We start from the raw sequence: 23,390 nt of genomic DNA, 5'->3' as shown, positions 1-23,390 counted from the left end.
CGAAAGACCCCGAAGGAGAACGCCATGAACGACCCCATCACCCTGAACGGTATATCCCTCACCGCTTCCGCTGTGCGGCGGCAGGAGGAAATCCTCACCCCGCAGGCGTTGGACTTCGTCAAGGCGCTGCACCGGGCCACGGCCAGCCGCCGGCAGGAACTCCTGCAGCAGCGCCAGGCCCGCCGGACGCAGATCTCCAACGGTGCCGACCCGACGTTCCTGCCCGAAACCCGCAGCATCCGCGAAGACGACTCCTGGCGCGTAGCGCCCACCGCGCCCGGACTGGAAGACCGCCGTGTGGAAATCACCGGTCCGGTGGACCGCAAGATGACCATCAACGCGCTGAACTCCGGCGCGAAGGTGTGGCTGGCTGACATGGAGGACTCCTCCACGCCGTCGTGGGCCAACGTGGTCAACGGCCAGCTGAACCTGCGCGATGCACTGGACCGCCGCATTGACTTCACCTCTCCCGAGGGCAAGGACTACAAGCTGCAGGGCACCTCGCTCACCGACCTGCCCACCATCGTGGTGCGTCCCCGCGGCTGGCACCTGCCGGAAAAGCACATGCTGGTGGACAACACTCCGATTGCAGGCGGCATCGTGGACTTCGGCCTGTACTTCTTCCACAACGCCCAGCGCCTGATCTCACAGGGCCGCGGCCCCTACTTCTACCTGCCGAAGATCGAAAACCACCTCGAGGCCCGGTTGTGGAATGACATCTTTGTCCTGGCCCAGGACCTGCTCGGCATCCCGCAGGGCACCATCCGCGCGACGGTGCTGATCGAAACCATCACCGCCGCTTTCGAGATGGAGGAAATCCTCTACGAACTGCGCGACCACGCCGCTGGACTGAACGCCGGCCGCTGGGACTACATCTTCTCCGTGATCAAGAACTTCCGTACCCGCGGCCCCCGGTTCGTCCTGCCGGACCGGAACCTGGTCACCATGACGGCACCGTTCATGCGCTCCTACACCGAGCAGCTGGTCCGTGCCTGCCACCGGCGCGGCGCCCACGCAATCGGCGGCATGGCCGCCTTCATCCCGAACCGCAAGGACGCAGCGGCCAACGACGTCGCCATGGAGAAGGTGCGCGCCGACAAGACACGGGAAGCGAACGACGGCTTTGACGGGTCCTGGGTGGCCCACCCGGATTTGGTTCCGGTGGCCATGGAGGTGTTCGACGGCGTGCTCGGCGAGAAGCCGAACCAGCTCGGGCGCAGCCGGGAAGACGTGGTTCCCAATGCGAAGTCGCTGCTGGACATCGCGGGAACCCCCGGGGTCATCACCGAAACCGGGATCCGCAGCAACATCGAGGTGGGCATCCGCTACATCGAGTCCTGGCTGCGCGGCAACGGAGCGGCCGCGATCAACAACCTGATGGAGGACGCCGCCACCGCCGAAATCTCCCGCTCACAGATCTGGCAGTGGATCCATGCCTCAGCCGTCACCGACGAGGGCGAGATCATCACGCACCAGTGGGTGGAGGAACTCGTGGACGAGGAATTCGAGGCCCTGCAGCGGTTTGACGGCGACCGCTTCGACGACGCCCGGGAGCTCTTCGAGGAAGTGGCCTGCGGCGAGCACTTCCCGACCTTCCTGACGGTGCCGGCCTACGCACGGTTCCTGCATGAAGCGCAGGAGCTCGCTGCGGTGTAGCGGCGGCAGCTGCGCTCCGGTTAGCGCAGCGAGGACAACGCAGCAAAGAAATACCAGCACAGAAATACCAGCAGGGTCCGGGACCGGGTGCGGCTCCGGACCCTGCTGCCGTCCGGGCCCTATTGAAGTTTCCGACGCCCTGTTGAAGTTACCGGAGCCCGCCGTCGCCACCCCCGCAGGGCCCGCCGTGACCCCGCGAACGGCAGCCCCTCCCGCACCGGCGTACCATGGATAGGCCCCTAGTTTGGGCGTACCTCCCCAATCCCAAGGTGTGTTTGCTTCAATGTCCTCCTTTACCCAGGCCTTGGCCCGTGGTCTGAATATCCGGCATATCCGGTTCATGGCGCTTGGTTCCGCGATCGGCACCGGCCTCTTTTACGGTTCCGCGTCAGCGATCCAGTCGGCCGGCCCGGCCGTCCTGCTGGCATACATTATCGGCGGCGCAGCCGTGTTCCTGGTCATGCGGGCACTCGGCGAAATGGCTGTCCGGCATCCGGTGTCAGGGTCCTTCGGCCAGTACGCCAGCCGTTACCTCGGCCCGTTCGCAGGCTTCATCACCGGCTGGACCTTCGCCTTTGAAATGGCCATTGTGGCCATCGCCGACGTCACCGCACTGGGAATCTACATGGGCTTCTGGTTCCCCGACGTCCCGCGCTGGATCTGGATCCTTGCCGCGGTCCTGCTGATCTCGGCACTGAACCTGATGCGGGTGAAGGTTTTCGGAGAGACGGAATTCTGGCTCTCGATCATCAAGGTCACGGCCATCCTGGCGATGATCGTCGGCGGCGCGGCCATCGTGGTGTTCGGCTTCGGACTGCCGGACACGGCAAACCCCGGGCTGGAGACCATGCTCGGTTCCGGCGGCTTCTTCGCCAACGGATTCTGGGGCCTGCTGGCGTCCTTCGCCATCGTGATGTTCGCCTTCGGCGGCATCGAAACGGTCGGCATCACCGCCGGCGAGGCGGACAACCCCAAAAAGGCCATCCCCGCCGCGGTCAACACCGTGCCGGTGCGCATCCTGCTCTTCTACGTCTGCGCCCTGGCCGTGCTGATGATGATCTTCCCGTGGCAGGACATCGACGGCGCCACCAGCCCGTTTGTGCAGATATTCGATTCCCTGGGCATCCCCGCGGCAGCGCATATCCTCAATGTCGTGGTGATCACCGCCGCGCTCTCCGCCATCAACGCCGATATTTTCGGTGCCGGCCGCATGCTGTACGGACTGGCCCGGCAGGGCCAGGCACCGGCGTCGTTCGCCAAAATTTCCCGGCACGGCGTGCCGTGGATGACGGTGGCCACCATGGCCGCGGTGCTGCTCGCCGGCGTCGTCCTCAACGCCCTGCTGCCCGAGGACCTGTTCAAGATCATCGCCTCGATCGCCACCTTCGCAACTGTGTGGGTGTGGCTGATGATCCTGCTTTCGCACATCGCCATGAAGCGCGAGATGAAGCGCCGGGGGCTACCGGCGTCGGAGTTCGGCGTGCCGTTCTGGCCGGTCGCGTCCTACGCGGCACTGGCCTTCATGGTGTTTATCGTGGTACTGCTGGGCGTCATGCCGGATACCCGGGTGGCCCTGATTGTGGGTGTCGTCTGGATCGGGCTGCTCTTTGTCGCCTACCGGCTGTGGGTGCGCGGTGACGGCCGGATGCGCGCCGAGCTGGTCGACGAGACGGGCATCGAGTGGGTCAACGCCGAAGATGCTCCGCGCAGCAGCGGGAATGCCGGAGTGGTTTCCTAGGTTGCACCCGGCATGAAGGTTGAAATTTGGTCTGACATTGCCTGCCCCTGGTGCTACATCGGAAAGCGCCGTTTCGAAGCCGCACTCGCCGGTTTTGAGCACCGCGACGACGTGGAGGTCTCGTGGCGCAGCTACCAGCTGGACCCGTCCCTGCCCGAGCATTACGACGGCACCGAGGTGCAGTACCTGAGCGAGCGCAAGGGCATCGATCCGGTGCAGCTGGCCGGCATGCTGGAACAGGTCACGGCCCAGGCGGCGGGAGTCGGCCTGAACTATGACTTCGATTCCCTGGTGGTGGCGAACAGCTTCTCCGCGCACCGGCTGATCCATCTGGCCCGCACCGAAGCGGGCCCCGCGGCGGCCGACGCCGTCAAGGAAGCGCTGCTGTCGGCCCACTTTGAGCAGGGCCGCGACATCGGCAGCCCGGAAGTCCTCGCTGAGATCGGCGCCCGTGCCGGAGTGGCTCCGGCCCGGGTGCAGGCAATGCTGGCCGGCGGCGAGTTCACGGAAGAGGTCAACGCGGACATTGCTGAAGCCGGGCAGCTCGGCGTCAGCGGGGTGCCGTTCTTCGTGATCGACCGCAAGTACGGCATCTCCGGCGCCCAGCCCCCGGAACTGTTCACCCAGGCGCTGGAAACTGCCTGGGAGGAATCGCGTCCGCTGCAGATGGTCACGCCTCCGGCTTCAGGATCGGCAGACGGCCCCGCCTGCGGACCGGACGGCTGCTAGCAGCCAGCTTTCGAACCTACCCGGCTGCCGCGGCCAGCTCCCGCTCCACGCCCTCGGGCGAGAGCAGATGTTCGGTCACCATCAGGCTGGCGCCGAGCAGTGCGGCGCGGTCTCCGGCCGCGGAGGCCACCACCTGCAGGCTGGAGGTGGCCAGCGGCAGCGAGCGTGAGTAAATCACTTCTTTCACGCCGGCGAGCAGCTGCTCGCCGGCGGCAGCCATTCCCCCGCCGATCACGATCACCGAGGGATTGAGCAGGTTCACGCAGGTGGCCAGCACGTCCCCCACATCGCGTCCGGCCTGGCGCAGCGCACGGATGGCCTGCAGCTCCCCGTGCCGGGCCAGCTCCAGGACATCGTCGCCTGTCTCCGCCGCCAGGCCCGCCTCCCGCAGGGCCCGGGCCAGCGCCGGCCCCGAGGCGAGCGCTTCCAGGCAACCGGTGTTGCCGCAGCGGCACACCATGCCGTCGCCCCGCGCCACCCGCACGTGCCCCAGGTCCCCCGCGGTTCCGTTGGCGCCGCGCTGCAGCTGGCCGCTGCTGATCAGGCCGGCACCGACGCCGGTAGCCACCTTGATGAACAGCAGATCGTCGTGGCCCGGCCAGTACGCCGCACGCTCGCCCAGCGCCATAATGTTGACGTCGTTGTCCACCAGCACCGGAACCCGGAGGCTGCGCTGAATGTAGTCGACGACGTCGAACCCGTCCCAGCCGGGCATGATGGGCGGCTTCACCGGACGTCCGCTGAGATGCTCCACGGGTCCGGGCAGCCCGATGCCGACTCCGGCCAAATCCGCTTCCGGGCGGGCGGCAGCGGCGAGCATGTCCCGCCCTGCCGCAACCACCCAGTCCAGAATGGCTTCGGGACCCGCCGACACCGGCATGGCCGCCGCGGACCGGAAAAACTCGGTTCCCACCAGGTTTGTCCCGGCTGCCCGGATATGGGTGGCGCCCACATCCACTGCCAGGACCATCTTCGCGTCGGGATTGAAGGCAACGCGCGACGGCGGCCGGCCGCCGGAGGACACCGCTTCGCCGGCCGGGCCCACCAGTCCCGAGGCAAGAAGCAGGTCCACCCGTGCTGCCACCGTTGACCGCGCCAGTCCGGTTGCTGCCGCAAGCTCGGACCGTGTGCGGGCATGCCCGTCGCGCAGCAGCTGGAACATATCCCCCGCCGGGTTTCCGACCGGCGGAGCCCCGGCGCCGGCAGATCCTCCCCCGGTGATCCCGCTCCTGCCGTTGGCCACGCTCCTGCCGGCGGTTCCGTCCCTGCCGGCGGGTGCGCTGCCGGCAACGGCCGGGGCCTGTATATATGTCATGACCAACGAATAGCACGCCCCCATATGAAAGTCATCCGGCAGAAGTCTAACGACTGGTTCAACTTTTGCTTGACTGTCGGCATAAGTCTCCCTAGGTTGAAGGTGGCGCACGTCACATTGATGGCGTCCGGCCAGGTTCCGCCCGGCACCGTTGCCGCGAAAGACACCTTTGCATCAGCAGTCGATTCACCAGATCAGGCCAGCACTTTTCCGAGGAGCGCAGAGTGAGACTTTCCCTTCAGCTGTACACCGTCCGCCGAGAACTGGAGGCGGACTTCCCCGGAACGCTCAAGGCGTTGGCCGCTGTAGGTTTTCAGCAGGTGGAACCGTACAACTTCCACGAAAACCCCCAAGAGCTCGCCGCGGCCCTGGACGAGAACGGGTTGAGCGCCCCCTCTGGCCACGCCCCGCTGCTCCGCAGCGACCAGGACGCCATCTTCGCCGCGGCCAAGATGCTCGGAATCGGCACCGTGATTGACCCGCATGTCCCCGAGGACCGGTGGAAAACCGAGGAGGACATAGCCGCCACCGCTTCGGCCCTCAACGACGCCGCCGCCAAGGGTGCCGGCTACGGGGTGAAGGTGGGTTACCACAACCACTGGTGGGAACTCGAAACCCTTCCGGACGGCCGCACCGGACTGGAGGTCCTCGCCGCGCATCTGGACCCCGAAGTGGTTTTGGAAGTGGACACCTATTGGGCCGCAGTGGGCGGGCAGGACGCCGCAGCCCTGCTGGCCCGCCTCGGCGACAGGGTCCGGTTTATCCACATCAAGGACGGCCCGGTGACGCCGGACCCCGCGGCGCAGCTGCCGGTGGGCGACGGCGTCATGCCCGTCTGGGACGTTATAGCCGCAGCAGCGGCACTGGAGACCGGCGTCGTCGAACTCGATGACTACGCCGGAAACATGATGGACGCCGTTCAGGCGAGCTTCAACTACCTCACCGCGGGAAGGCCGGCAGCATGAGCAAGCAGGGACCTGTCGGCGTCGGAATCATCGGCGCCGGAGTCATCAGCAAGGAATACCTCACGAACCTCACGTCCTTCCCCGACGTGAAGGTGCACATCGTGGCGGACCTGTTCGAGGAGGTGGCCGCCGCACGTGCGGCGGAGTTTGGCATCGCCGAGTCCGGCGGCGTCGACGCCGCCCTGAACCACCCCGACGTCGAGATCATCGTCAACCTCACCATTCCTGCAGCCCATGTGGAGATCGCCACCGCGGCGGTCAACGCCGGCAAACATGTCTGGAGCGAAAAACCGTTCTCGCTGGACCGCGAATCCGGGCTCGGGCTGCTGAAGACCGCAGATGCCGCCGGGCTGCGGCTGGGCTGCGCTCCGGACACGTTCCTGGGTTCGGGCCTGCAGACCGCGCGCCGCATGATCGAACGCGGCGACATCGGAACTCCGTTGACCGCCCTCACGCTGATGCAGTCCCCGGGGCCCGAATCGTGGCACCCGAACCCCGCCTTCCTCTTCCAGGAGGGTGCCGGTCCGCTCTTCGACATTGGCCCGTACTACCTCACTGCCCTGGTGCAGACCTTCGGTTCCATCCGCAAGGTCGGAGCCTTTGGATCCCGCGCCAAGGAAGTCCGCACCATCGGCTCCGGCCCGCGCGCCGGCGAGGAATTCGCCGTCACGGTACCCACCCACGTCAGTGCGATTGCACAGTTTGAGGGCGGCGCCTCCTCGCAGAGCATCTTCAGCTTTGAGTCGCCCTACCCGCGGCCGGGCTTCGTCGAGATCACGGGCAGCGAGGCCACCATTGCGTTTCCGGACCCCAACATGTTCGACGGCGATATCCGCATCTGTGCCACGGGCTCGACCGATTGGACGACCATCCCGGCGCCGTCAGTTCCCGGCACGCGCGGCACGGGAGTGCTGGACATGGCGCGGGCCATCCGCGAAGGGCGCCCGCACCGGGCGCAGGGCGAGCTGGCTTACCACGTGCTGGACGCCATGGCCGCAATCTCGGAGTCCGTGGAAACCGGAAGCTTCGTGACGGTGGAGAGCTCCGCCGCCCGGGTACCGGCCCTGCCCGAGGACTGGGATCCGACGGCCCTGACGCTCGCCTGAGCCGGGCCTGATTCCGGGCTGCTGGCCGCCTTCCGGCTGGCAGCACGGCAGCCCGGAATCACGCAGCCCGGCAGCGCCGCAGCCTTCCACCAAACCAGACCCGCTTCTTCCAACCAGTTCAAGGGATGTTCCGCATGCCTCTCCCCTCCTCCGACCGCCCGCTGGGGGTCGCCGTCATCGGCTATGCCTTTATGGGCAAGGCGCACTCACAGGCGTGGCGTAACGCACGGGCGTTTTTTGACACTCCGGCCTACGAACAGAAGCTGCTGGTCGGCAGGGATGCGGAACAGGCTGCGGCGGCCGCGGAGCGGTACGGGTGGCAGGAATTCACCACCAACTGGCGGGATGTGCTCACCCGGGATGACATCGACGTCGTCGACATCTGCTCCCCCGGCTACCTGCATGCCGAAATGGCGATCGCTGCCCTGGACGCCGGCAAGCATGTTCTGGTGGAGAAGCCGCTGGCCAACACCGTGGCCGAGGCGGAAGCCATGGCCGACGCCGCACGCCGCGCCGCAGAACGCGGCATCACCTCCATGGTGGGGTTCAACTACCGGAGGGTTCCGGCACTGGCCCTGGCCCGGGAACTCATCGCCGAAGGCCGGCTCGGCACCATCCGCTCCGTCCGCAGCGCCTATCTGCAGGACTGGCTCGCCGACGCGGAATCACCCATGACCTGGCGGCTGGACAAGGAGCGCGCCGGCTCGGGCGCGCTCGGGGACATCGCCTCGCACCTGGTGGACCAGATCCGCTTCCTGCTTCAGGACCGCATCATCGGCGTGTCCGGACGGCTGCACACCTACGTCACCGAACGGCCCGAAGCCGAGGCTGCGGGAGCCGCGGCGGGGGAACCGGCAAGGACGCTGCCGGTAACTGTTGACGACGCAGCCTGGGCCACCCTGGATCTGGCCGGCGGAGCCGTGGCCAGCGTGGAGGTTTCCCGAATGGCCCTGGGCCGCAAGAATTCCCTTCAGATCGAGGTGTTCGGGGATCTGGGCAGCCTGTCCTTTGACCTGGAGAACCTCAACGAACTGCAGTTCTTCGACGGAACCCTGCCCGTCCGCCGTCAGGGTTTCACCCGGATTCTCGCCACCGAACCGGAACACCCCTACCTGTCGTCCTGGTGGCCGCAGGGGCACGTCCTGGGCTGGGAACACAGCTTTGTGCATGAGGTTGCCGATTTCCTGGCCTGCATCAGGTACGGACGGACACCGTCACCCTCGTTTGAGGACGGCCTGGCCGTGCAGCGCGTGCTCGCGGCCGTGGAAGAAAGTGCTGCCGCCCGGAGCGTCTTGGTTCCCGTCGACGACGTTTAGGGCTGCACCAGAAGGCGCCGTGTCCGGAGCTCATCCGGATCCGCACCCCCGGCAGGCCACCCGGCCCGCGGCAGGTCAGCCTGCGGGTGCCGGGGCTGGCGGCGGCGTTTCAGTCATCCAGGGACAGCTCATCGGGCCGGTGGCGGTGGCCGCAACATTCTCCGGCGGCACCAGGGTGGTGTAGCCGGAGCCCAGGACAACGTCCACGGCGGAGCCCTCCCGGTCGTCCTGGACGTACTGGGTTCCGGGGATCTGCTGCTGCAGTGTGAACGCCGCTGCTTCGCCCTCCGGGCCGGAGATGATGATGGCGCTCATGCCTGCGCGGTTGACCGTGCTGTTGCCGACGGTTCCGCGGACAAACCCGCGCTCGGTTAGCGCATCGGACACCTGGGTGGCCAGGCCCGGCGTCGGCGTCGTATTGAAGACGTTCACGGTCACGGTGTCCGGCGACTGATAGGTGAACGGTCCCGCAGGGCACTCGGCGGACGCCGTCGGTGCCGCCTCCGGCTCGGACAGCACTATCCAGCCGCGCAGGACCGCCTGGGCAAAGATTGCCGCGAGCAGCAGAACAAACACCAGGACACCGATGACAATCCGGTGCCGCAGGCGCCGCCGCCGGGCCAGGCGCACCCGCTGGGCCTCATCAGCTTCGGGATCAAAAACGGCCCCCAGATCATCTTCAGTGACAATCCGGTGTCCGTGCCACTCGGTGGGGTCGGCTTTCGCCGTCCGGTCCCGGTGCGGCGCCCCGGAGGTCTTGTCAGTCATCGATGACGAGGACGCGTGCATGCAGGATGGTCCGCTGGTGCAGCGCGGTCCGAACGGCGCGGTGCAGTCCGTCTTCCAAATACATGGTGTCCCTCCATAACACGACGTGCGGGAAAAGATCTCCGAAGAAAGTGGAGTCCTCAGCGAGCAGCGCCCCCAGATCGAGGGTGCTCTTGGTGGTTACCAGCTCATCGAGCCGCACCTGCCGGGGAGGTACCGCTGCCCAATCCTTGGGTGTCACGTATCCATGGTCAGGGTAGGGGCGTCCGTCGCCAACAGCTTTGAAGATCACTAATACAGACTAAAGAAGAAGTGCAGGCTTTGAAACAGCGGGGCCCGGCGGGGCGCGCCCATTCGGGGTTACATTACGGCCACAGCGGTCTTTCGGGCCTTAAATACGGCTCTCACCAGTACAAACACGTCCGGCGCCCGGCCGGGCGGTTTTCGCCGCACACCGGCCGCAGTGGAATACTGGCACGGTGACTTCTCCTCGCTTTGGCTTGCTGCTCGACGTCGACGGCCCCGTGGCCAGCCCGGTTTCCCGGACGGTTCCGCCGGGCATCATCGACCACCTCGTGCAGTTGGCGGCGGCGGGCTGGCCCGTCATTTTCAACACCGGCCGTTCCGATGACTTCATCCGCAAACAGGTGATGGAACCGATGATCGCCGCCGGTCTGTCGGCCGGCACCACCCTGCATGCCATCTGCGAGAAGGGCGCCGTGTGGTTCTCCTTCACCGGGGCCGGTCCCACCGAACCGCAGGTCGATGCGGCCCTCGCCCTCCCCGAAACCTATGCCGACGCCGTCCGCCAGCTCGTGGCGTCCAAGTACCGCGGCCACATGTTCTACGACGAGACCAAGCGCGCCATGGTGTCGGTGGAGCAGCACGTGGACGTAGCCAACGCGGACTACCTCCGGGAGCAGCAGGAATTCGACACTGACGCCCTGGCCCTGATGCGGAAGTTCGATCTGGGCGTCTGCCGGCTGGATCATCACGCACCGGACAGTGACGACTCCATCGATTACCGGATCGATCCCACAATCATCTCCACCGACATTGAGGCACTGGGGGTGGGCAAGGACCTCGGCGCCCGCCGCGCCCTTGCCCTGCTGGCGGATGCCGGCACCGAGGTCCCGCACGTCTGGCGGACCGTCGGCGATTCCCGCACCGACTACGCCATGGCCGATGAGCTGCACGCACTCGGGTACGACGTTGCGCACGTGGACGTGCGCCCGGCCGACGGCGTCCCGGCCAAGCCCTATCCTGTGCTGACTGCCGGCGACCGGATCCATGAAGACGCCGGCGGAGCCTTTTTTGAGCGCTGGGCGGCGATGGCTGCGGGCCAGGCACCCGACGACGACGGCGTGAGCTAGGCCGCGTTAATCAAGTTGATTCGCGTTCGCCTGGGCGAGCCTTAAGTGGTGACGCGACAGGAGATCTCTGACGACCTGTGGTCTCTGATGAGCCGTTGATGCCAGCCCACGTCATTCAGGTCGCGGTCATGGGCTGATCACCGGCTCGTCGGGGTGCAGAAGCAGGCCGGCCCCGCCGGCACGATTGACTGGGTCGATTCGACCATCGCGCGTGTGCATCAGCACGGCGCCACCCTCGCCCGGGACACAGGGGGCTATGCCGAATCGCATAAGCGTGGCCGCGCGACCGCGGACAAGCTCCTCCGCAGTTACCGAACCGCTGTCACCTCGCCGCCAGCTGATCTGGGTCAGCTCAGAATTGATCAACATGTCCTTGCCGCAAACTCGGTTAGGACCGCGGTGATATCTACCCCTGGCCAATGTGCCAGGACGGCAGGAACAGCACATCTGCTGCCCAGCCCTCCTCACTTGTTACTTCCTCACGGACGAGTTCGGTGAGAATGCTGGCCATCACCTTCTCGACGATGACGGACCGCGGCAGCTCGTCAGCAGCGCGCCACCCAGCACCACCTCTGAGGTGGTCCCATTGACCGAGGCGCACGCTCTCAACAACTGCGTGTACCTCGTCGGGGGTCAACCAGATGGGTGCCGAAGCACGCGGGGGCGTCGTTCGCCAGACGTCCAGCTTCGCGCGTGTCGTCTCCGGCTCCCTGAGAAGTGCGCGAACCACCGTGACGCGGGCAGGCACTCCCTGCAGGTAAGTGGCCCACATAGCTTCAACCTGAGGGGAGAAGAACGTCAAAAGTGCGAGTCGAAGTCGTCGCGCCTTGTTCTGGTGCTCCCGCTTCATCCGAGCCACGCGCACGGCGTCGCCGAACCCCTTCAAGTCTTCGTCGAGGGTGGGCAAGGAAACCTCAATGCATACAGGTCTTTCCTCAAGTACCGCCACGACCGCTGCGCTCACGAGATCAGCGAGTTCTGCGTCAGTTGCTAGGGGCGCGAAGCCGAAATCAAGCTGGAACACGATCCGCTCCGGCTCTGGCTCGGGCTGCGAACTGGGATCCTCCAGCGTCGATTGCTCGAGCCGGACAAGGACCGGGGCAAGGGATGAATCGAGGTGTGCTTTGAGCTCCTCAATCAGATCCGGAATCGCTCGAACAGTCTGCAGGGTCTCGCCGGCCACCTGAGACATAGCGGCGCGATTCGGCTCCTCGTTCGTCGAGTACCACTTGGAGATGAGGTATGCGATGGACTCGGATACTGCAGTCAGGTACGCCCGGACATCGTCGGAGGCGGCGTCGACCTCGCGACGGTCATCAGCGGTCATCGCTTCATCCGCTAGCCGCACGACTGCGCCCGCGCCAATGAGGCTCTCGCCCATGATTGGACGCGCGGGGTCCGCCGCTAGCCCAATGTATGTGCGCGTGAGCACACCTTCGACCCATTCTCGGTCCGCAGTAGCAACGGCGGTGAACTCTGCCGAGGGCCGATTCGCGAGGCCCTGCTCTGCCGTTCGCACCAACGATTCGATACTCGCCTGCCCCAACCCCGTCAGGTCGCCAATCGCATCGGCAAGGTCGGAAAGTCGAAAAAGCCGAAGAGCAACCTTCGTCAGCGCGACAGTAGTGTTTGGGGACGACTTACCCGGCAATGCAGATCGCACTCATCTTCTCCTTCTGGGCGGCTCATGTCGCGTTACCGCTAAAGACTCACACACGCGAACCCGAATCAACCCAATCAACACGGCCTAACTTCTCAGCCGGCGGCTGGCTCGGCGCACTGCCTCCGTGAGCCGGTCCAGCCGCTCGGACTGAAGGGTCCAGGACTGCCAGTACAGCACGACGTCGTGGTGGGCCTGGGCGTCGAGCAGCACCAGCCGGCCGTCGTCGAAGTCGAAACCTACCTGCAGTTCCGGCACCATGCCCCAGCCCAGCCCAGCCCGCACGGCGGCCACAAAGGCCTCCGACGACGGCACGGTGTGCATTGGCGGCGTGCCGGAGACGTTGCGGGAGGCAAGGAAGCCGCGCTGCAGGTCGTCCTTGGTATTGAAGTGCAGCACCGGCATCGCCTCCCAGTCCACGCCGGCTGCTCCGGTGAACCGCTCCCGCAGACCGGGCGCCGCCGCGGGAACGTAACGCATGGCCCCCAGCCGCACGGCCCGGCAGCCGTTCACTGGTGCCGGATCGGACGTCACTGCGCCCAGCACGTCGCCCTGCCGCAGCAGCCGGCTGCTGTGGTCCTGGTCCTCCACATGCAGATCCAGCGTGGTGTCCGCCCAGCCGGCGGCGTCCTCAAATACAGCCAGGAACCAGGTGGCCAGGGAATCAGCGTTCACGGCCACGGGCGTGGCGGTCACTGCCGAGCTCCCGGACCCCAGGGCTTCCCGGGCCTCGGCTTCCAGCAGCTGCACCTGCCGGGCCAGGCGCAGCAGCGCCGACCCGGCGTCGGTCGCGGTGCAGGGCATGGCCCGGCGCACCACCACCTGGCCCGCCGACTTCTCGAGCGCCTTGATCCGCTGGCTGACCGCGGACGGACTGATGTGCAGCCGGTCCGCTGCCGCCTCGAAGGTGCCCTCGTCAATGACCGCTGCCAGGGCCCGCAGATGCTCAAAGTTCATGAAGTAAATCTAATGCAGGTTCAGAATCTTTCGTTTGTCTGCATCGCCGTGCAGAACTACCGTCAAAGGTATGTGGAGCATTTGGGGTACCGGACTGTTGACCGGATTGGGACTGATCGTCGCCATCGGGGCGCAGAATGCCTTTGTCCTGCGGCAGGGCATCCGCCGCGAGCACGTCGCTGCGGTGGTGGTGCTCTGCGCGGTGAGCGATGCCGTTCTGATCCTTGCGGGAACTGCGGGTATCGGCGCTCTGGTGGAAAACTTCCCGCAGGTTCTGCGTATCCTGCGCTGGGGCGGCGCGGTTTACCTAACCTGGTTCGCGGTCCGGTCCTTCAGGTCCGCACTGAAACCTGCCGTGCTGACCGGTCAGGCGCCGCGCTCCCGCGGATCGGTCATTACCACCACGCTGGCGCTGACCTTCCTGAACCCGCACGTCTATCTGGACACCGTGGTGCTGCTGGGCAGCCTGGCCAACCAGTACGGCGAGGCCCTGCGGTGGGTCTTCGCCGCGGGGGCCGTCCTCGGCAGCATCCTCTGGTTCTCCGGTCTCGGTTTCGGCGCCCGTGCCCTGTCCGGAGCCCTCAGCAGGCCGCGCACCTGGCAGGTGCTGGATCTGCTCATCGGCATCGTGATGCTTGCCCTGGCGGTCAAACTGGTCCTGGGCTGACGCTGCGGCAGCTGCTGTACAGGCTGGGAGGCGGCTCCTACACTGGCCCAACTGCCTATCCCGCGTGCCCCGCCACCACTGACAGGATCACCGCCCATGCCTCTCGTTTCCAGGTTCTTCGCCGGAGTGCTCCTGGCCAATGCGGTGCCGCACGGGGTCAGCGCTGTCCAGGGGAAAGAGTTTCCGACGCCGTTTGCCGCGCCGCCCGGCGTCGGGCTCTCCAGCCCCGTGGCCAACGCCGTGTGGAGCTCCCTGAACGCCGCCGGCGGCACCGCCCTGCTGGGCCGTACCGCCACCGGCGCCCGCGAGCGGGCCGCGGTCCTGGCCGGAGCCGTCTCCATGAGCATCTTCCTCGCCTATTACTTCGGCAAGGTGCAGGGTTCGGCGCCGGGCACGACGCCGACCAGGACCTAGCCGCGAGCTCCGGAAGATTCCGGCGCCCGCTCCTAGGCCGGAACGTGCGTTGCGGTGACCCAGCGCAGCAGCGAGTACAGCAGCTGGGACGCACCGGGCATAAACCCGGACCCGTGGTGGTAGACCGGGTCCATGGTGGTCACCAGCAGGCGGGCCGGCTGGTTCACCTCGTCCACGTAGAGCAGGGCGCCGGAGTCGGTGCCGTCCTCCTCCATGACAACCAGGGAACGCGCACCGGCCGGCGGATGCAGCAGGCCGTGGTGGTGCCAGGAGACCGAGCGCGGCGTGAAGTACTCCCACAGCGGATCCCCGGGCAGCCGCAGCCGGGTGCCGTTGTCCTCTCCGGTGCGCCAGGTCCAGAACACGGTGGGGCGGAAGGTGTAGCCGACACCCGGCAGCCAGTTCTCCACCTTGTTTTCGCCAAGCACGACCACCGTCTTGGCCGGATCCTGCAGCGCCGCCCGGACCGCGGGAGCGAAACGGGCCAGCTGGCCCTGATGCAGGCGGTCTCCCACCAGAATCACGTCCAGGGCGGCCAGATCGGCCGGATCTGCATCGGGCAGGTAGACCGGCTCGAGGCGGTAGGGTGCCAGCGCCGGATCGGCCACGGTGCGCAGCGCCGGGAAGGTGCCGCCGTGCAGCAGGCCGATGCGCGGGGCACTTCCGGGCCCGGCAGCAGCCGCGGCGCCGGCGGTCGATGCGACGGGGGTCGTGGCTGCGGCGGTCGTCGCAGCGGCGGTAGCGGTTGCGGCGCTCATGCGCGGACTCCTTCAGCGTCGTGGCGGGACCGGACCCCGGAAGCAGAAACGGACCCGTTCCCGGAACCGCCGTCCAGCCAGGCCACCAGGTTGGGACCGAGCTTCCGGGTGGAGTACTTTTCGTCGGAGAAGCTCTCCAGATCGTTGCCGCCGTGCACGAGCACTTCGCCCGCTCCGAGCCGGTAGCTGTAGTCCAGGGGCAGCCGGTACTGGCCGATTCCGGTGACGGTCCGGGCGCCGTCGGGCAGGTCCAGGTGGTAGCCGCGTCCGTAGAAGCCGGCGACGCCGATTTCCTCCAGCCGCTCGTAGCTGTGCGTCCCGGGGACGCCCGTGCGGTAGTGAAGATCCCGGTAGTCGACGCCGTCCCAGACCGGATGCGGTTCCACGGAGTGTGGCCGCACATCCTGCGGGCCGCGGAATTCCAGCTTCCGCCACGGCGCCAGTCCGTCGATGAACGGCTGCACGACCTGCCCGTTCACCAGCACCCGGCCGCCGCCGCGGACAAAGCCGTTCAGCGCGTCACGGTGTTTAGCCAGGAGCAGATGGTCAGCGCCGCCGCCGATGATCAGCCCGCCGGCGGAAAGGATCCGGGCGCGGGCTGCGTCGTCGTTCAGGTCGTAGGCGTCCACGTCGTCCAGCGCACCGCGCCACGAGGGGTCTCGCTGGCCGCGCATCGGGGCGTCGCCGATCAGGCGGTAAATCACGGAAGGTCCTTTCGGAAGGGCAGTGCGGCTGCGGACTGGGGAGGTAGTGCGGCGCCGGACTGGGGAGGCACGGGGCAGTCCGCACGGCAGGAGGGGCCGAAGTCCGGCACGGCAATCACGCGGTCGCCGGAGACGGTGCCCACGGTGGGGGTGCAGATGGGCAATCCGTAGACCGCTGAGAGTGCGGAGCCGGTGAGCAGCTCTTCGGTGGGCCCCCACCGGGTGTCGTCACTGCCGACAAAGAGCAGCGCATTGCGGGAGACGTGCAGGGCATGGTCGGGGTGGTGCGTGGTCATGATGACGCCCATCCCGTCGGCGGCGAGGCCGGAGAGTACGGTCAGCACGCGGGACTGGTTGTGCAGGTCCAGGGCCGAGGCCGGCTCGTCCAGGATCAGCAGTTCGGACCCGGAGGCCAGCGCCCGGGCAATGAGCACGAGCTGCCGCTGGCCGCCGGAGAGTTCGGCGTAGCTGCGGTTGGCCCAGGCGGCGACGCCCACCCGTTCCATGGCGGCGTCAGCGGCGTCGTGGTCTTCGCGGCGCGGGGTCTGGTAGGCGCGCAGGTGCCGACTGCGGCCCATGAGCACCATCTCGGCCACGGTGAAGGAGGTGCCGCCGGCACCGTGGTCCTGGGGTACGTAGCCGACGGCGGGGCCGCAGCTGATCTGTCCCTCGCGGGGCGTCAGCAGCCCGGAGAGGCACTTGAGCAGGGTGGTTTTGCCACGTGCGTTGGGGCCGAGGATGGACAGGATCTCACCGCGTTCCAGCTCGAAGCCCAGGCCGCGGAACAGCCAGGGGCGCAGCCGCGAGTAACGGAAGCCCAGCCCGGTCACGGACATCAAGGGGCCGGCTGCGGCGGCCGGTGCGGCTGACCTGCCTGCCGCAGGTTCAGCGGCGGCCGGCGCGGTTGCCGGAGCTGCACTCAGGGGTGTTGTCAGGGCTGACACGACGGTCATGACAGCGCGCCTTTCTTCTGGGAACGGGCCAGCAGCACCACAAAAACGGGGGCGCCGATAATGGCGGTAAGGATGCCCAGCGGCAGTTCGCTGCTGGACAGGGAACGGCTGAGGGTGTCGATCAGCATCAGATAGGTGCCGCCGAGCAGCAGCGACGCCGGCAGCAGCACCCGGTGATCCGGTCCCATCCAAAGGCGGGCCAGATGCGGAACCACCAGGCCCACCCACCCGACGGCGCCGGCCACAGCCACGGTGCCGGCCGTCATCAGGGCCACTGCACACAGCAGGACCACGCGGGAGCGGTGCGGGTTCACGCCCAGGGCGGCGGCGTCGTCGTCGCCCAGTGAAAGCACGTTCAGGCGCCAGCGCATCGCCAGCACCACGGCGGCACCGATCGCCACGGGGACCAGGGCGGTGAGGACCTTGGTGTAGCTGGCGGCGGCAATGGAACCGAGCAGCCAGTGCACAATCGAGGGCAGTTCGGAGTATGGATCGGCGGTGTAGGTGATGAAGGAGACCATCGCGTTGAAAAACGCGGCCACCACGATTCCGCCGAGCACGATCATCAGCATCGGGCCGCCGGCTCCGCCCATCCGCCCCAGCGCCAGCACGACGGCGAGCGCGGCCAGGCCGAAGCCGAACGCACCGCCCACCATCCAGCCGCCGGAGAGGCCAAGGGTCAGCACCAGCACGCCGCCGAAGGACGCTCCGGCGGTGACGCCGATGATGTCCGGGCTGACCAGCGGATTGCGGAACAGGGCCTGCAGGCAGGCACCGCCCAGGGACAGCGCCCCGCCCACCAGGAACGCCAGCAGGACGCGCGGCAGGCGTACGTCGAGCACCACGGTGGCTTCCTGATCGGTCCAGGTCCGCCGCAGCGCGCCCTCTCCCCCGCCGGCGCCGAAGAGTGCCGTTGCCTCGTTGGCGAGGATGCGCAGGATTTCGTTTGGCGGCACCCAGTACCGGCCGGCGGCCATGGACACCAGGGCCACCGCGCACAGGATCAGGACGCACAGCAGCAGCGGCAGCCGGTGGCTGCGGGCCGGCGGGCGGGATGATTCGGGCGGGGCCGGCCGGGAAGAGACCGACGGCGGCATGGGCAGGCCGGCAGCCTCAACTGCCGCCGCCGGGGCCGCCCGTGCGATGCCCGCGCCAGCCGCCGTCGTCGTGCCCGTCCTTGTCTCAGGCACTGAAGACCTCGTAGCCGGTGCTTGCGCTGTTCAGGTCCAGGCGGAGGGCGGCGTCGATCTGGGTCTCTGAAATGTCGTAGCCGTAGAGGTAGCTGATCTTCTCGCGCATGGCTGCGCGGAGGTTGTGCCGGGTGAGCCCGGGATGGAAGATCTCGGCGGCCCACTGCCACATCAGCGGAGATTCGGCGCACGGGACCTCCCAGCGGTAGCCGCCCAGCGGAGCCTTGTAGACGCGGCGGTTGCGCACTGCTGACACGGAGGCCAGGGACTTGTCGGCGTACACGTCCGCCGGGGTGCGGGTGTCGAAGCCTCCCAGCGTGATGACCTCGGGGTCCCATTCGATGAGCTGCTCGGCGCTGACCACGTTCTCGGCACTGATGTTGTCCGCGGCCATGTTCCGGCCCCCGGCCAGCTCCATCCAGTAGTGCATGTAGGAGGATTTGTTCGACGCGGAGTAGCCGTCTCCGGACTGGCCCAGGTGGACCACGCGCACCGGCGTCGTCACGGAGGAGAGTTCCTGCCGGAGGCGCTCGATCTCGGCGTGCATCCAGTCCACAATTTCGGTGCCGCGTTCCGGCTTGCCCAGGATCGTCGAGAACAGCGAGACCCAGGTTTCCAGGTATTCCTGCGTGCCGTAGAGCAGGCAGACGGTCTTGAAGCCCGCCGTTTCCAGCGGCTCCACCAGGCCGTCGCCCTGGTCCGCCCACTGGAACACGACGTCGGGGTTCAGGGAGGTGAGCGTTTCAATGTTCGGCGTGAAGCTGGACGGGGAAACCGTGGTGGTCGTCTTCGACTCCGGGTACATCTCCCCGAACAGGCCCTGCCGGTTGGCCTGGACGGTGGACTCGTTGATGCCGACAATCTTGCCGTAACCGCCGTCCACCGCGGCGAGCATGGAAGGCGAGGGGATCACCGTCGTCGCAATCCGCTGCACGGGAGCGTCAAAGGAGACCTGCACGCCGCGCATGTCAGTCACGGTGAAGCCCTGCGAACCGGCTGATCCGCCGGCGGCGGCCACCGTTTCGCGGGAGGAACAGGCGCCCAGGGCAAGGGCCAGAAAGCCCAGGCCGGCGCCGCCCAGAAGGGTTCTGCGGGAGGTTCCATGAGGAGGATGGGAGGGAGACAACTGCATTCCTATCGCTGACGAAAGGTAAGGCTTACCTAAAGACTGACGTAGATATCAGACCACATCGAAGCGATTAGCGCATATTTGTGTATCGTAATTCGCTGATCCGCCTCTGCAGGGCGGCCCTTCCAGCCCGCCCGGGGACGCGAAGCGACGGTGGATGCCCGCTCCCGGCGTGGTAGGCTCCCTGACACGCTGGTAAAGCAGCGGTTCTGCGGGAGTCCCCCTGGGGGCTGAGAGGGCTTAAGCGCCGACCGCCACACCTGATGCGGGTCATGCCGCCGTAGGAAAAGGACATCCCGGTGAATCCTGCACCCCAGCCCTCCCGTTCCGTCCCCGGAACACCCGCCGTCGACGTCGTAGTGGTCGGCGCCGGAGTGATCGGTTTGGCAGCAGCCTGGGAGCTGCGGCGGCGCGGCCGCACAGTTGCCGTGGTTGACCCGGATCCCGGGGGCGGCGCATCTCTGGCCGCGGCGGGAATGCTGGCTCCGGCCTCCGAGGTGCAGTACAGCCAAGAGCCCCTGTATCCGCTGATGGCTGCCTCCGCGGCCGAATATCCGGCGTTCGTTTCGGCCCTGGAAGCAGCGGCGGGCGCGTCCGTTGGTTACCGGCGCACCGAGACCCTGGTCTGCGGAGCCGATGCCGCCGACCGGCAGGCGCTGGCAGATTTGCGCCTGCTGCAGAGGAGTTACGGGACAACGGTTGAGCAGATATCCCTGCGAACCGCACGCACGCTGGAGCCTGCGCTCAGTCCCCGCCTTTCGTCCGTCTTCCGCATTCCCTCCGACCATCAGGTGGACCCCCGCCGGCTCACCGCAGCCCTTCTCGGTGCCCTGGTGGCACCCGGCGGGACGGAGGGTTGTCCTTCCGGCCGGACAGACGGCGGCCCTGCCGTGCTCATTGGAGCTTCCGCCACCGGCCTGCTGTGGGGAGGCGGAGCCGTTACCGGCGTCGTGCTGGAGGACGGGAGGGAACTTGCCGCCGCACAGACGCTATTGGCAGCGGGCACCGGACTAAGCCGGCTGCACGGTCTGCCGTCCGGCTATGCTCCGCCGCTGCGCCCCGTGCACGGGGACATCCTGCGCACCCGGCTGCCCGCGGGAGCGCCTCCCCTGCTCGAGCACACCGTCCGCGGCCTGGTTCACGGCGTACCGGTCTATCTGGTGCCGCGCAGCGACGGCACGATCGTCATTGGCGCCACGTCCCGCGAGGACGGACGGAACGGGGCCAGCGCCGGAGGTGTTTTTGCCCTGCTGCGGGACGCACAGACCCTCGTACCGGCAGTTGCGGACCTGGATCTGGTCGAAGTCATGGCCAAGGCCCGCCCCGCTACCCCCGATGACCGCCCGTACCTCGGCGCCCTGCGCAGGCCGGACGGGACGCCCGTACCCGGTGTGGCGGTGTCCACCGGATTTTCGCGGCACGGGGTGCTGCTGGCTCCGCTGGCTGCCCGCCTCGCAGCCCAGCTTCTCACCGGCATGCGCGGCAGCAACCCGGCAGCCGATGCCCGGTTCCTGGCCGCTGCCGACCCGCACCGTTTCGACCACAGCAGTCCTAACCCGCCCGCCGCCGCTCCCGCCGCTTCGCCGCCCACCACGCCTCCGCTCAGCACACCGCCGCCCGCCACCTCGAACAGGAGCATGTAATGCCCGCCATAACCTTCAACGGCACCCCCAGGAACGTTCCGCGGGAGACCACGATCACCGATCTCGTCGCCGGCGCCACCCGGCGCCCGCTGCTGCCGGACGGCCGTCCGGCCGACGGCGGGCGCCTAGGCGTAGCGGTGGCGGTGGACGCCGCCGTCGTGCCGCGCAGCTCCTGGTCCCGCACGACAGTCGCCGAGGGACAGACCGTTGAAATCGTCACCGCCATCCAGGGAGGCTAATCATGGCCAGCGTTCTCACAGCCGACCACTTGGAACTCGACGGCACAGAACTGTCGTCCCGGCTCATCATGGGCACGGGAGGCCTGACCTCCCTTCACACCCTCGAGCAGGCACTGCTTGCCTCCGGGACCGAACTGACCACCGTGGCAATGCGGCGCTTCACCCCACAGCAGGGCGATTCCCTTTTTGCGGTGCTGGAGCGCAACGGCATCCGGATCCTGCCCAATACGGCCGGTTGCTACACCGCGCGCGACGCCCTGCTGACAGCGGAGCTTGGACGCGAGGCACTGGAAACTAACTGGGTGAAGCTGGAGGTGATCGCCGATGAAGAGACACTGCTCCCCGACGTCGTGGAGCTGCTGGACGCCACGGAGCAGCTCGTGGCCCGGGGATTCAAAGTGTTCGCTTACACCTCTGATGATCCGGTCACCGCGCAGCGCCTGGAAGACCTGGGTGCTGCCGCCGTCATGCCCCTGGGTGCCCCGATCGGCACCGGCCTCGGCATACTCAATCCCCACAACATCGAGCTCATCACCTCCCGGGCGTCCGTACCGGTGATCCTGGACGCCGGCATCGGCACCGCTTCCGAAGCTGCTCTGGCCATGGAACTGGGCTGCGACGCCGTACTGCTGGCCAGTGCCGTCACCCGCGCCCAGGATCCGGTGGCAATGGCGGCGGCAATGCGGCATGCCGTAGCCGGCGGCCGTCTGGCTTTCCGCGCCGGCCGCATTCCGGCCCGCAGCCATGCCGTGGCGTCCTCTCCCCGGGCGGGGACCGTTGGCTCCGGCGAACCCGAGCATCGGCCCCGCGGCGACTGGGAACCCGTCGGAACTACGCAGTGATTTCCGGGCCGGCGCCGCCGCGAACATGTCGCTGAAAGACGTATCGTTACGCGATGACTCTCCCGGTGCTTAAAGAACGCGCAGGTCAGAGTGGATACGACATCTGATGACGTAACAATTGCTACTCACTTGACAGCAGCTGGTGGTAGCTTCGCAACCATGACTGCGATCCCCGATTCCATCCCTGTTTTGGACCTGAGCACCGCCCGCAATGCCGACGGTTCCTTCAATACCGACTTCATTGCTGCGCTGCGCGAAGCAACCCACCGGATCGGGTTTTTCCAGCTGGTTGGCTACGGTGCCGGTGAGTCCAAATGGGAGGGCCTGTTCGACGTCACCAAGCGCTTTTTCGACCTGCCGCTGGAGAACCGGCTGGAGCTGGATAACCGCAAGTCGCCGCACTTCCGCGGTTACACCCGGCTGGGGACCGAGCTGACCCAGGGCCGCCCGGATTCACGCGAGCAGATCGACTTCGGCCCGGAACGCGAACCCGTGGCGGATTACCCATCGGATCAGCCGTTCTGGCTGGTCCAGGGCCCCAACCTTTTCCCTGACGAGGTCCTTCCCGAGCTGCGGGAGAAGTCCATGGAGTGGGCGGAGCTTATGTCTGAGGTGGGCGCGGAACTGCTCAGCGCCATCGCGGTCTCCCTCGAGCTGCCCGAAGACCACTTCGCCGAACCGTTTGAAGGCTCCCCGGCCTGGATGGCCAAGCTGGCCCACTACGTGGGCGGCGAGGTGCAGGAAGCCGGCGCCCAGGGTGTGGGCCTGCACGCCGACTACGGCTTCGTGACGCTCCTGCTGCAGGATTCCGTGGGCGGCCTCGAAGTCCGCCCGCACGAGTCGGAGACCTGGCTTCCGGTGGAGCCGATCCCCGGGGCACTTGTCGTCAACCTCGGCGAAATGCTCGAAGTGGCCACGCAGGGCTACCTCTCCGCCACCATCCACCGCGTGACGGCTCCGGCCCCCGGCGTGGACCGCTACGCCATTCCGTTCTTCTGGTCGCCGCGCCTGGACGCCGTCATTGATCCGGTGGAGCTGCCCGCCGAACTCGCGGCGCAGTCACGCGGAATTTCCGATGACCCGGAAAACCCCATGCTGGCGTCCTACGGTTCCAATGTCCTCAAGGGCTGGCTCCGGGCGCACCCCCAGGTGGCCAAGCTGCACCACCCGGAGCTGCTCACCTCCAAGTAACGCCCGGAGCGCAACCGGCGGGCCGGCCGGCCAAACTGGACTGGCCGCCGCCGGTTGGGATGCACAGGCTGGGCCTG

General features: G+C 67.3%; 23 protein-coding genes and 1 riboswitch. Of the genes, 13 read left to right on the top strand and 10 right to left on the bottom strand.

The features are described 5' to 3' along the window. The first annotated feature begins 24 nt into the window (after positions 1–24). The 3 genes from aceB to M1D40_RS01345 all read left to right on the top strand — a co-directional run bounded on the left by aceB (position 25) and on the right by M1D40_RS01345 (position 4,123). Entirely contained in the window at positions 25–1,656 is a 1,632-nt protein-coding gene (gene aceB, locus M1D40_RS01355) for a malate synthase A (protein ID WP_461169930.1), read from the top strand. A gap of 283 nt (positions 1,657–1,939) precedes the next feature. Further along, positions 1,940–3,394, top strand: a complete 1,455-nt coding sequence (locus M1D40_RS01350) for an amino acid permease (RefSeq protein ID WP_461169929.1) — start codon at positions 1,940–1,942, stop codon at positions 3,392–3,394. Between the two features lie 12 nt (positions 3,395–3,406). Further along, positions 3,407–4,123 (top strand): DsbA family oxidoreductase, encoded by a 717-nt coding sequence (locus tag M1D40_RS01345; protein WP_461169928.1) that lies wholly within the window; start codon positions 3,407–3,409, stop codon positions 4,121–4,123. Positions 4,124–4,139: 16 nt separating this feature from the next. Here M1D40_RS01345 and M1D40_RS01340 read toward each other — a convergent pair whose 3' ends face one another. Beyond that, a complete protein-coding gene (locus M1D40_RS01340) occupies positions 4,140–5,438 on the bottom strand; it encodes an ROK family protein (RefSeq protein WP_461169927.1) in 1,299 nt (432 codons plus the stop codon). Positions 5,439–5,662: 224 nt separating this feature from the next. Here M1D40_RS01340 and M1D40_RS01335 point away from each other — a divergent pair, with 224 nt between their 5' ends. The 3 genes from M1D40_RS01335 (at position 5,663) to M1D40_RS01325 (ending at position 8,825) form a co-directional block, all read left to right on the top strand. Then, complete coding sequence (locus tag M1D40_RS01335; protein ID WP_461169926.1) at positions 5,663–6,403, top strand: sugar phosphate isomerase/epimerase family protein; 741 nt, start codon at positions 5,663–5,665, stop codon at positions 6,401–6,403. Beyond that, complete coding sequence (locus tag M1D40_RS01330) at positions 6,400–7,509, top strand: Gfo/Idh/MocA family protein (protein WP_341395370.1); 1,110 nt, start codon at positions 6,400–6,402, stop codon at positions 7,507–7,509. The genes M1D40_RS01335 and M1D40_RS01330 overlap by 4 nt, the downstream gene beginning before the upstream one ends. A gap of 134 nt (positions 7,510–7,643) precedes the next feature. Further along, positions 7,644–8,825, top strand: coding sequence for a Gfo/Idh/MocA family protein (locus M1D40_RS01325; protein WP_461169925.1), 1,182 nt, complete (start codon positions 7,644–7,646; stop codon positions 8,823–8,825). A 75-nt stretch (positions 8,826–8,900) separates the two neighbouring features. Here the strand turns inward: M1D40_RS01325 and M1D40_RS01320 are convergent, their stop codons facing one another. Next, positions 8,901–9,593, bottom strand: a complete 693-nt coding sequence (locus M1D40_RS01320) for a LytR C-terminal domain-containing protein (RefSeq protein ID WP_341395368.1) — start codon at positions 9,591–9,593, stop codon at positions 8,901–8,903. Continuing rightward, positions 9,586–9,885 (bottom strand): type II toxin-antitoxin system VapB family antitoxin, encoded by a 300-nt coding sequence (locus M1D40_RS01315; RefSeq protein WP_152222701.1) that lies wholly within the window; start codon positions 9,883–9,885, stop codon positions 9,586–9,588. Before M1D40_RS01315 ends, M1D40_RS01320 begins: the two co-directional genes overlap by 8 nt. A 187-nt stretch (positions 9,886–10,072) precedes the next feature. Here M1D40_RS01315 and M1D40_RS01310 point away from each other — a divergent pair, with 187 nt between their 5' ends. Next, entirely contained in the window at positions 10,073–10,966 is an 894-nt protein-coding gene (locus M1D40_RS01310) for a Cof-type HAD-IIB family hydrolase (protein ID WP_461169924.1), read from the top strand. Positions 10,967–11,372: 406 nt separating this feature from the next. On the opposite strand, the gene M1D40_RS01305 is transcribed toward M1D40_RS01310, so the two are convergent. Beyond that, a complete protein-coding gene (locus M1D40_RS01305; RefSeq protein ID WP_341395366.1) occupies positions 11,373–12,293 on the bottom strand; it encodes a hypothetical protein in 921 nt (306 codons plus the stop codon). Between the two features lie 420 nt (positions 12,294–12,713). Then, positions 12,714–13,583: a LysR family transcriptional regulator ArgP gene (locus M1D40_RS01300; protein ID WP_461169923.1), complete on the bottom strand. Its 870-nt coding sequence runs from the start codon at positions 13,581–13,583 to the stop codon at positions 12,714–12,716. 70 nt (positions 13,584–13,653) lie between these two features. Here M1D40_RS01300 and M1D40_RS01295 point away from each other — a divergent pair, with 70 nt between their 5' ends. After that, a complete protein-coding gene (locus M1D40_RS01295; protein WP_341395364.1) occupies positions 13,654–14,250 on the top strand; it encodes a LysE/ArgO family amino acid transporter in 597 nt (198 codons plus the stop codon). Between the two features lie 96 nt (positions 14,251–14,346). Further along, entirely contained in the window at positions 14,347–14,664 is a 318-nt protein-coding gene (locus M1D40_RS01290) for a hypothetical protein (RefSeq protein ID WP_461169922.1), read from the top strand. Positions 14,665–14,696: 32 nt separating this feature from the next. On the opposite strand, the gene M1D40_RS01285 is transcribed toward M1D40_RS01290, so the two are convergent. From M1D40_RS01285 to M1D40_RS01265, 5 genes are read right to left on the bottom strand one after another with little or no spacing between them, the layout of a single operon-like run. Further along, on the bottom strand, positions 14,697–15,422 hold the full coding sequence (locus M1D40_RS01285) for a hypothetical protein (RefSeq protein WP_461169921.1): 726 nt from the start codon (positions 15,420–15,422) through the stop codon (positions 14,697–14,699). Continuing rightward, positions 15,419–16,126 (bottom strand): hypothetical protein, encoded by a 708-nt coding sequence (locus M1D40_RS01280; protein WP_461169920.1) that lies wholly within the window; start codon positions 16,124–16,126, stop codon positions 15,419–15,421. Before M1D40_RS01280 ends, M1D40_RS01285 begins: the two co-directional genes overlap by 4 nt. Then, positions 16,123–17,079, bottom strand: a complete 957-nt coding sequence (locus M1D40_RS01275) for an ABC transporter ATP-binding protein (protein ID WP_461169919.1) — start codon at positions 17,077–17,079, stop codon at positions 16,123–16,125. Before M1D40_RS01275 ends, M1D40_RS01280 begins: the two co-directional genes overlap by 4 nt. Further along, positions 17,076–18,269 carry a FecCD family ABC transporter permease gene (locus tag M1D40_RS01270; RefSeq protein ID WP_461169918.1) on the bottom strand — a complete coding sequence of 398 codons (1,194 nt, stop codon included), beginning with the start codon at positions 18,267–18,269 and terminating at the stop codon, positions 17,076–17,078. Before M1D40_RS01270 ends, M1D40_RS01275 begins: the two co-directional genes overlap by 4 nt. Then, entirely contained in the window at positions 18,262–19,395 is a 1,134-nt protein-coding gene (locus M1D40_RS01265) for an ABC transporter substrate-binding protein (protein ID WP_461169917.1), read from the bottom strand. Before M1D40_RS01265 ends, M1D40_RS01270 begins: the two co-directional genes overlap by 8 nt. A gap of 204 nt (positions 19,396–19,599) precedes the next feature. After that, positions 19,600–19,703: riboswitch (TPP riboswitch) on the top strand. Here M1D40_RS01265 and M1D40_RS01260 point away from each other — a divergent pair. The 4 genes from M1D40_RS01260 to M1D40_RS01245 all read left to right on the top strand — a co-directional run bounded on the left by M1D40_RS01260 (position 19,698) and on the right by M1D40_RS01245 (position 23,313). Then, entirely contained in the window at positions 19,698–21,041 is a 1,344-nt protein-coding gene (locus tag M1D40_RS01260) for an FAD-dependent oxidoreductase (RefSeq protein WP_461169916.1), read from the top strand. Its footprint overlaps the riboswitch before it by 6 nt. Further along, a complete protein-coding gene (gene thiS, locus M1D40_RS01255) occupies positions 21,041–21,280 on the top strand; it encodes a sulfur carrier protein ThiS (RefSeq protein ID WP_341395356.1) in 240 nt (79 codons plus the stop codon). The genes M1D40_RS01260 and thiS overlap by 1 nt, the downstream gene beginning before the upstream one ends. Positions 21,281–21,282: 2 nt before the next feature. Then, positions 21,283–22,122 (top strand): thiazole synthase, encoded by an 840-nt coding sequence (locus M1D40_RS01250; protein WP_461169915.1) that lies wholly within the window; start codon positions 21,283–21,285, stop codon positions 22,120–22,122. 159 nt (positions 22,123–22,281) lie between these two features. Then, on the top strand, positions 22,282–23,313 hold the full coding sequence (locus M1D40_RS01245; RefSeq protein ID WP_461169914.1) for an isopenicillin N synthase family dioxygenase: 1,032 nt from the start codon (positions 22,282–22,284) through the stop codon (positions 23,311–23,313). Positions 23,314–23,390 lie beyond the last annotated feature (77 nt).

Source organism: Arthrobacter sp. Z1-15 (genome assembly GCF_054792395.1).
Note: the sequence above shows the minus strand (reverse complement) of the source record. Positions and strands in the feature narration are given on the sequence as shown.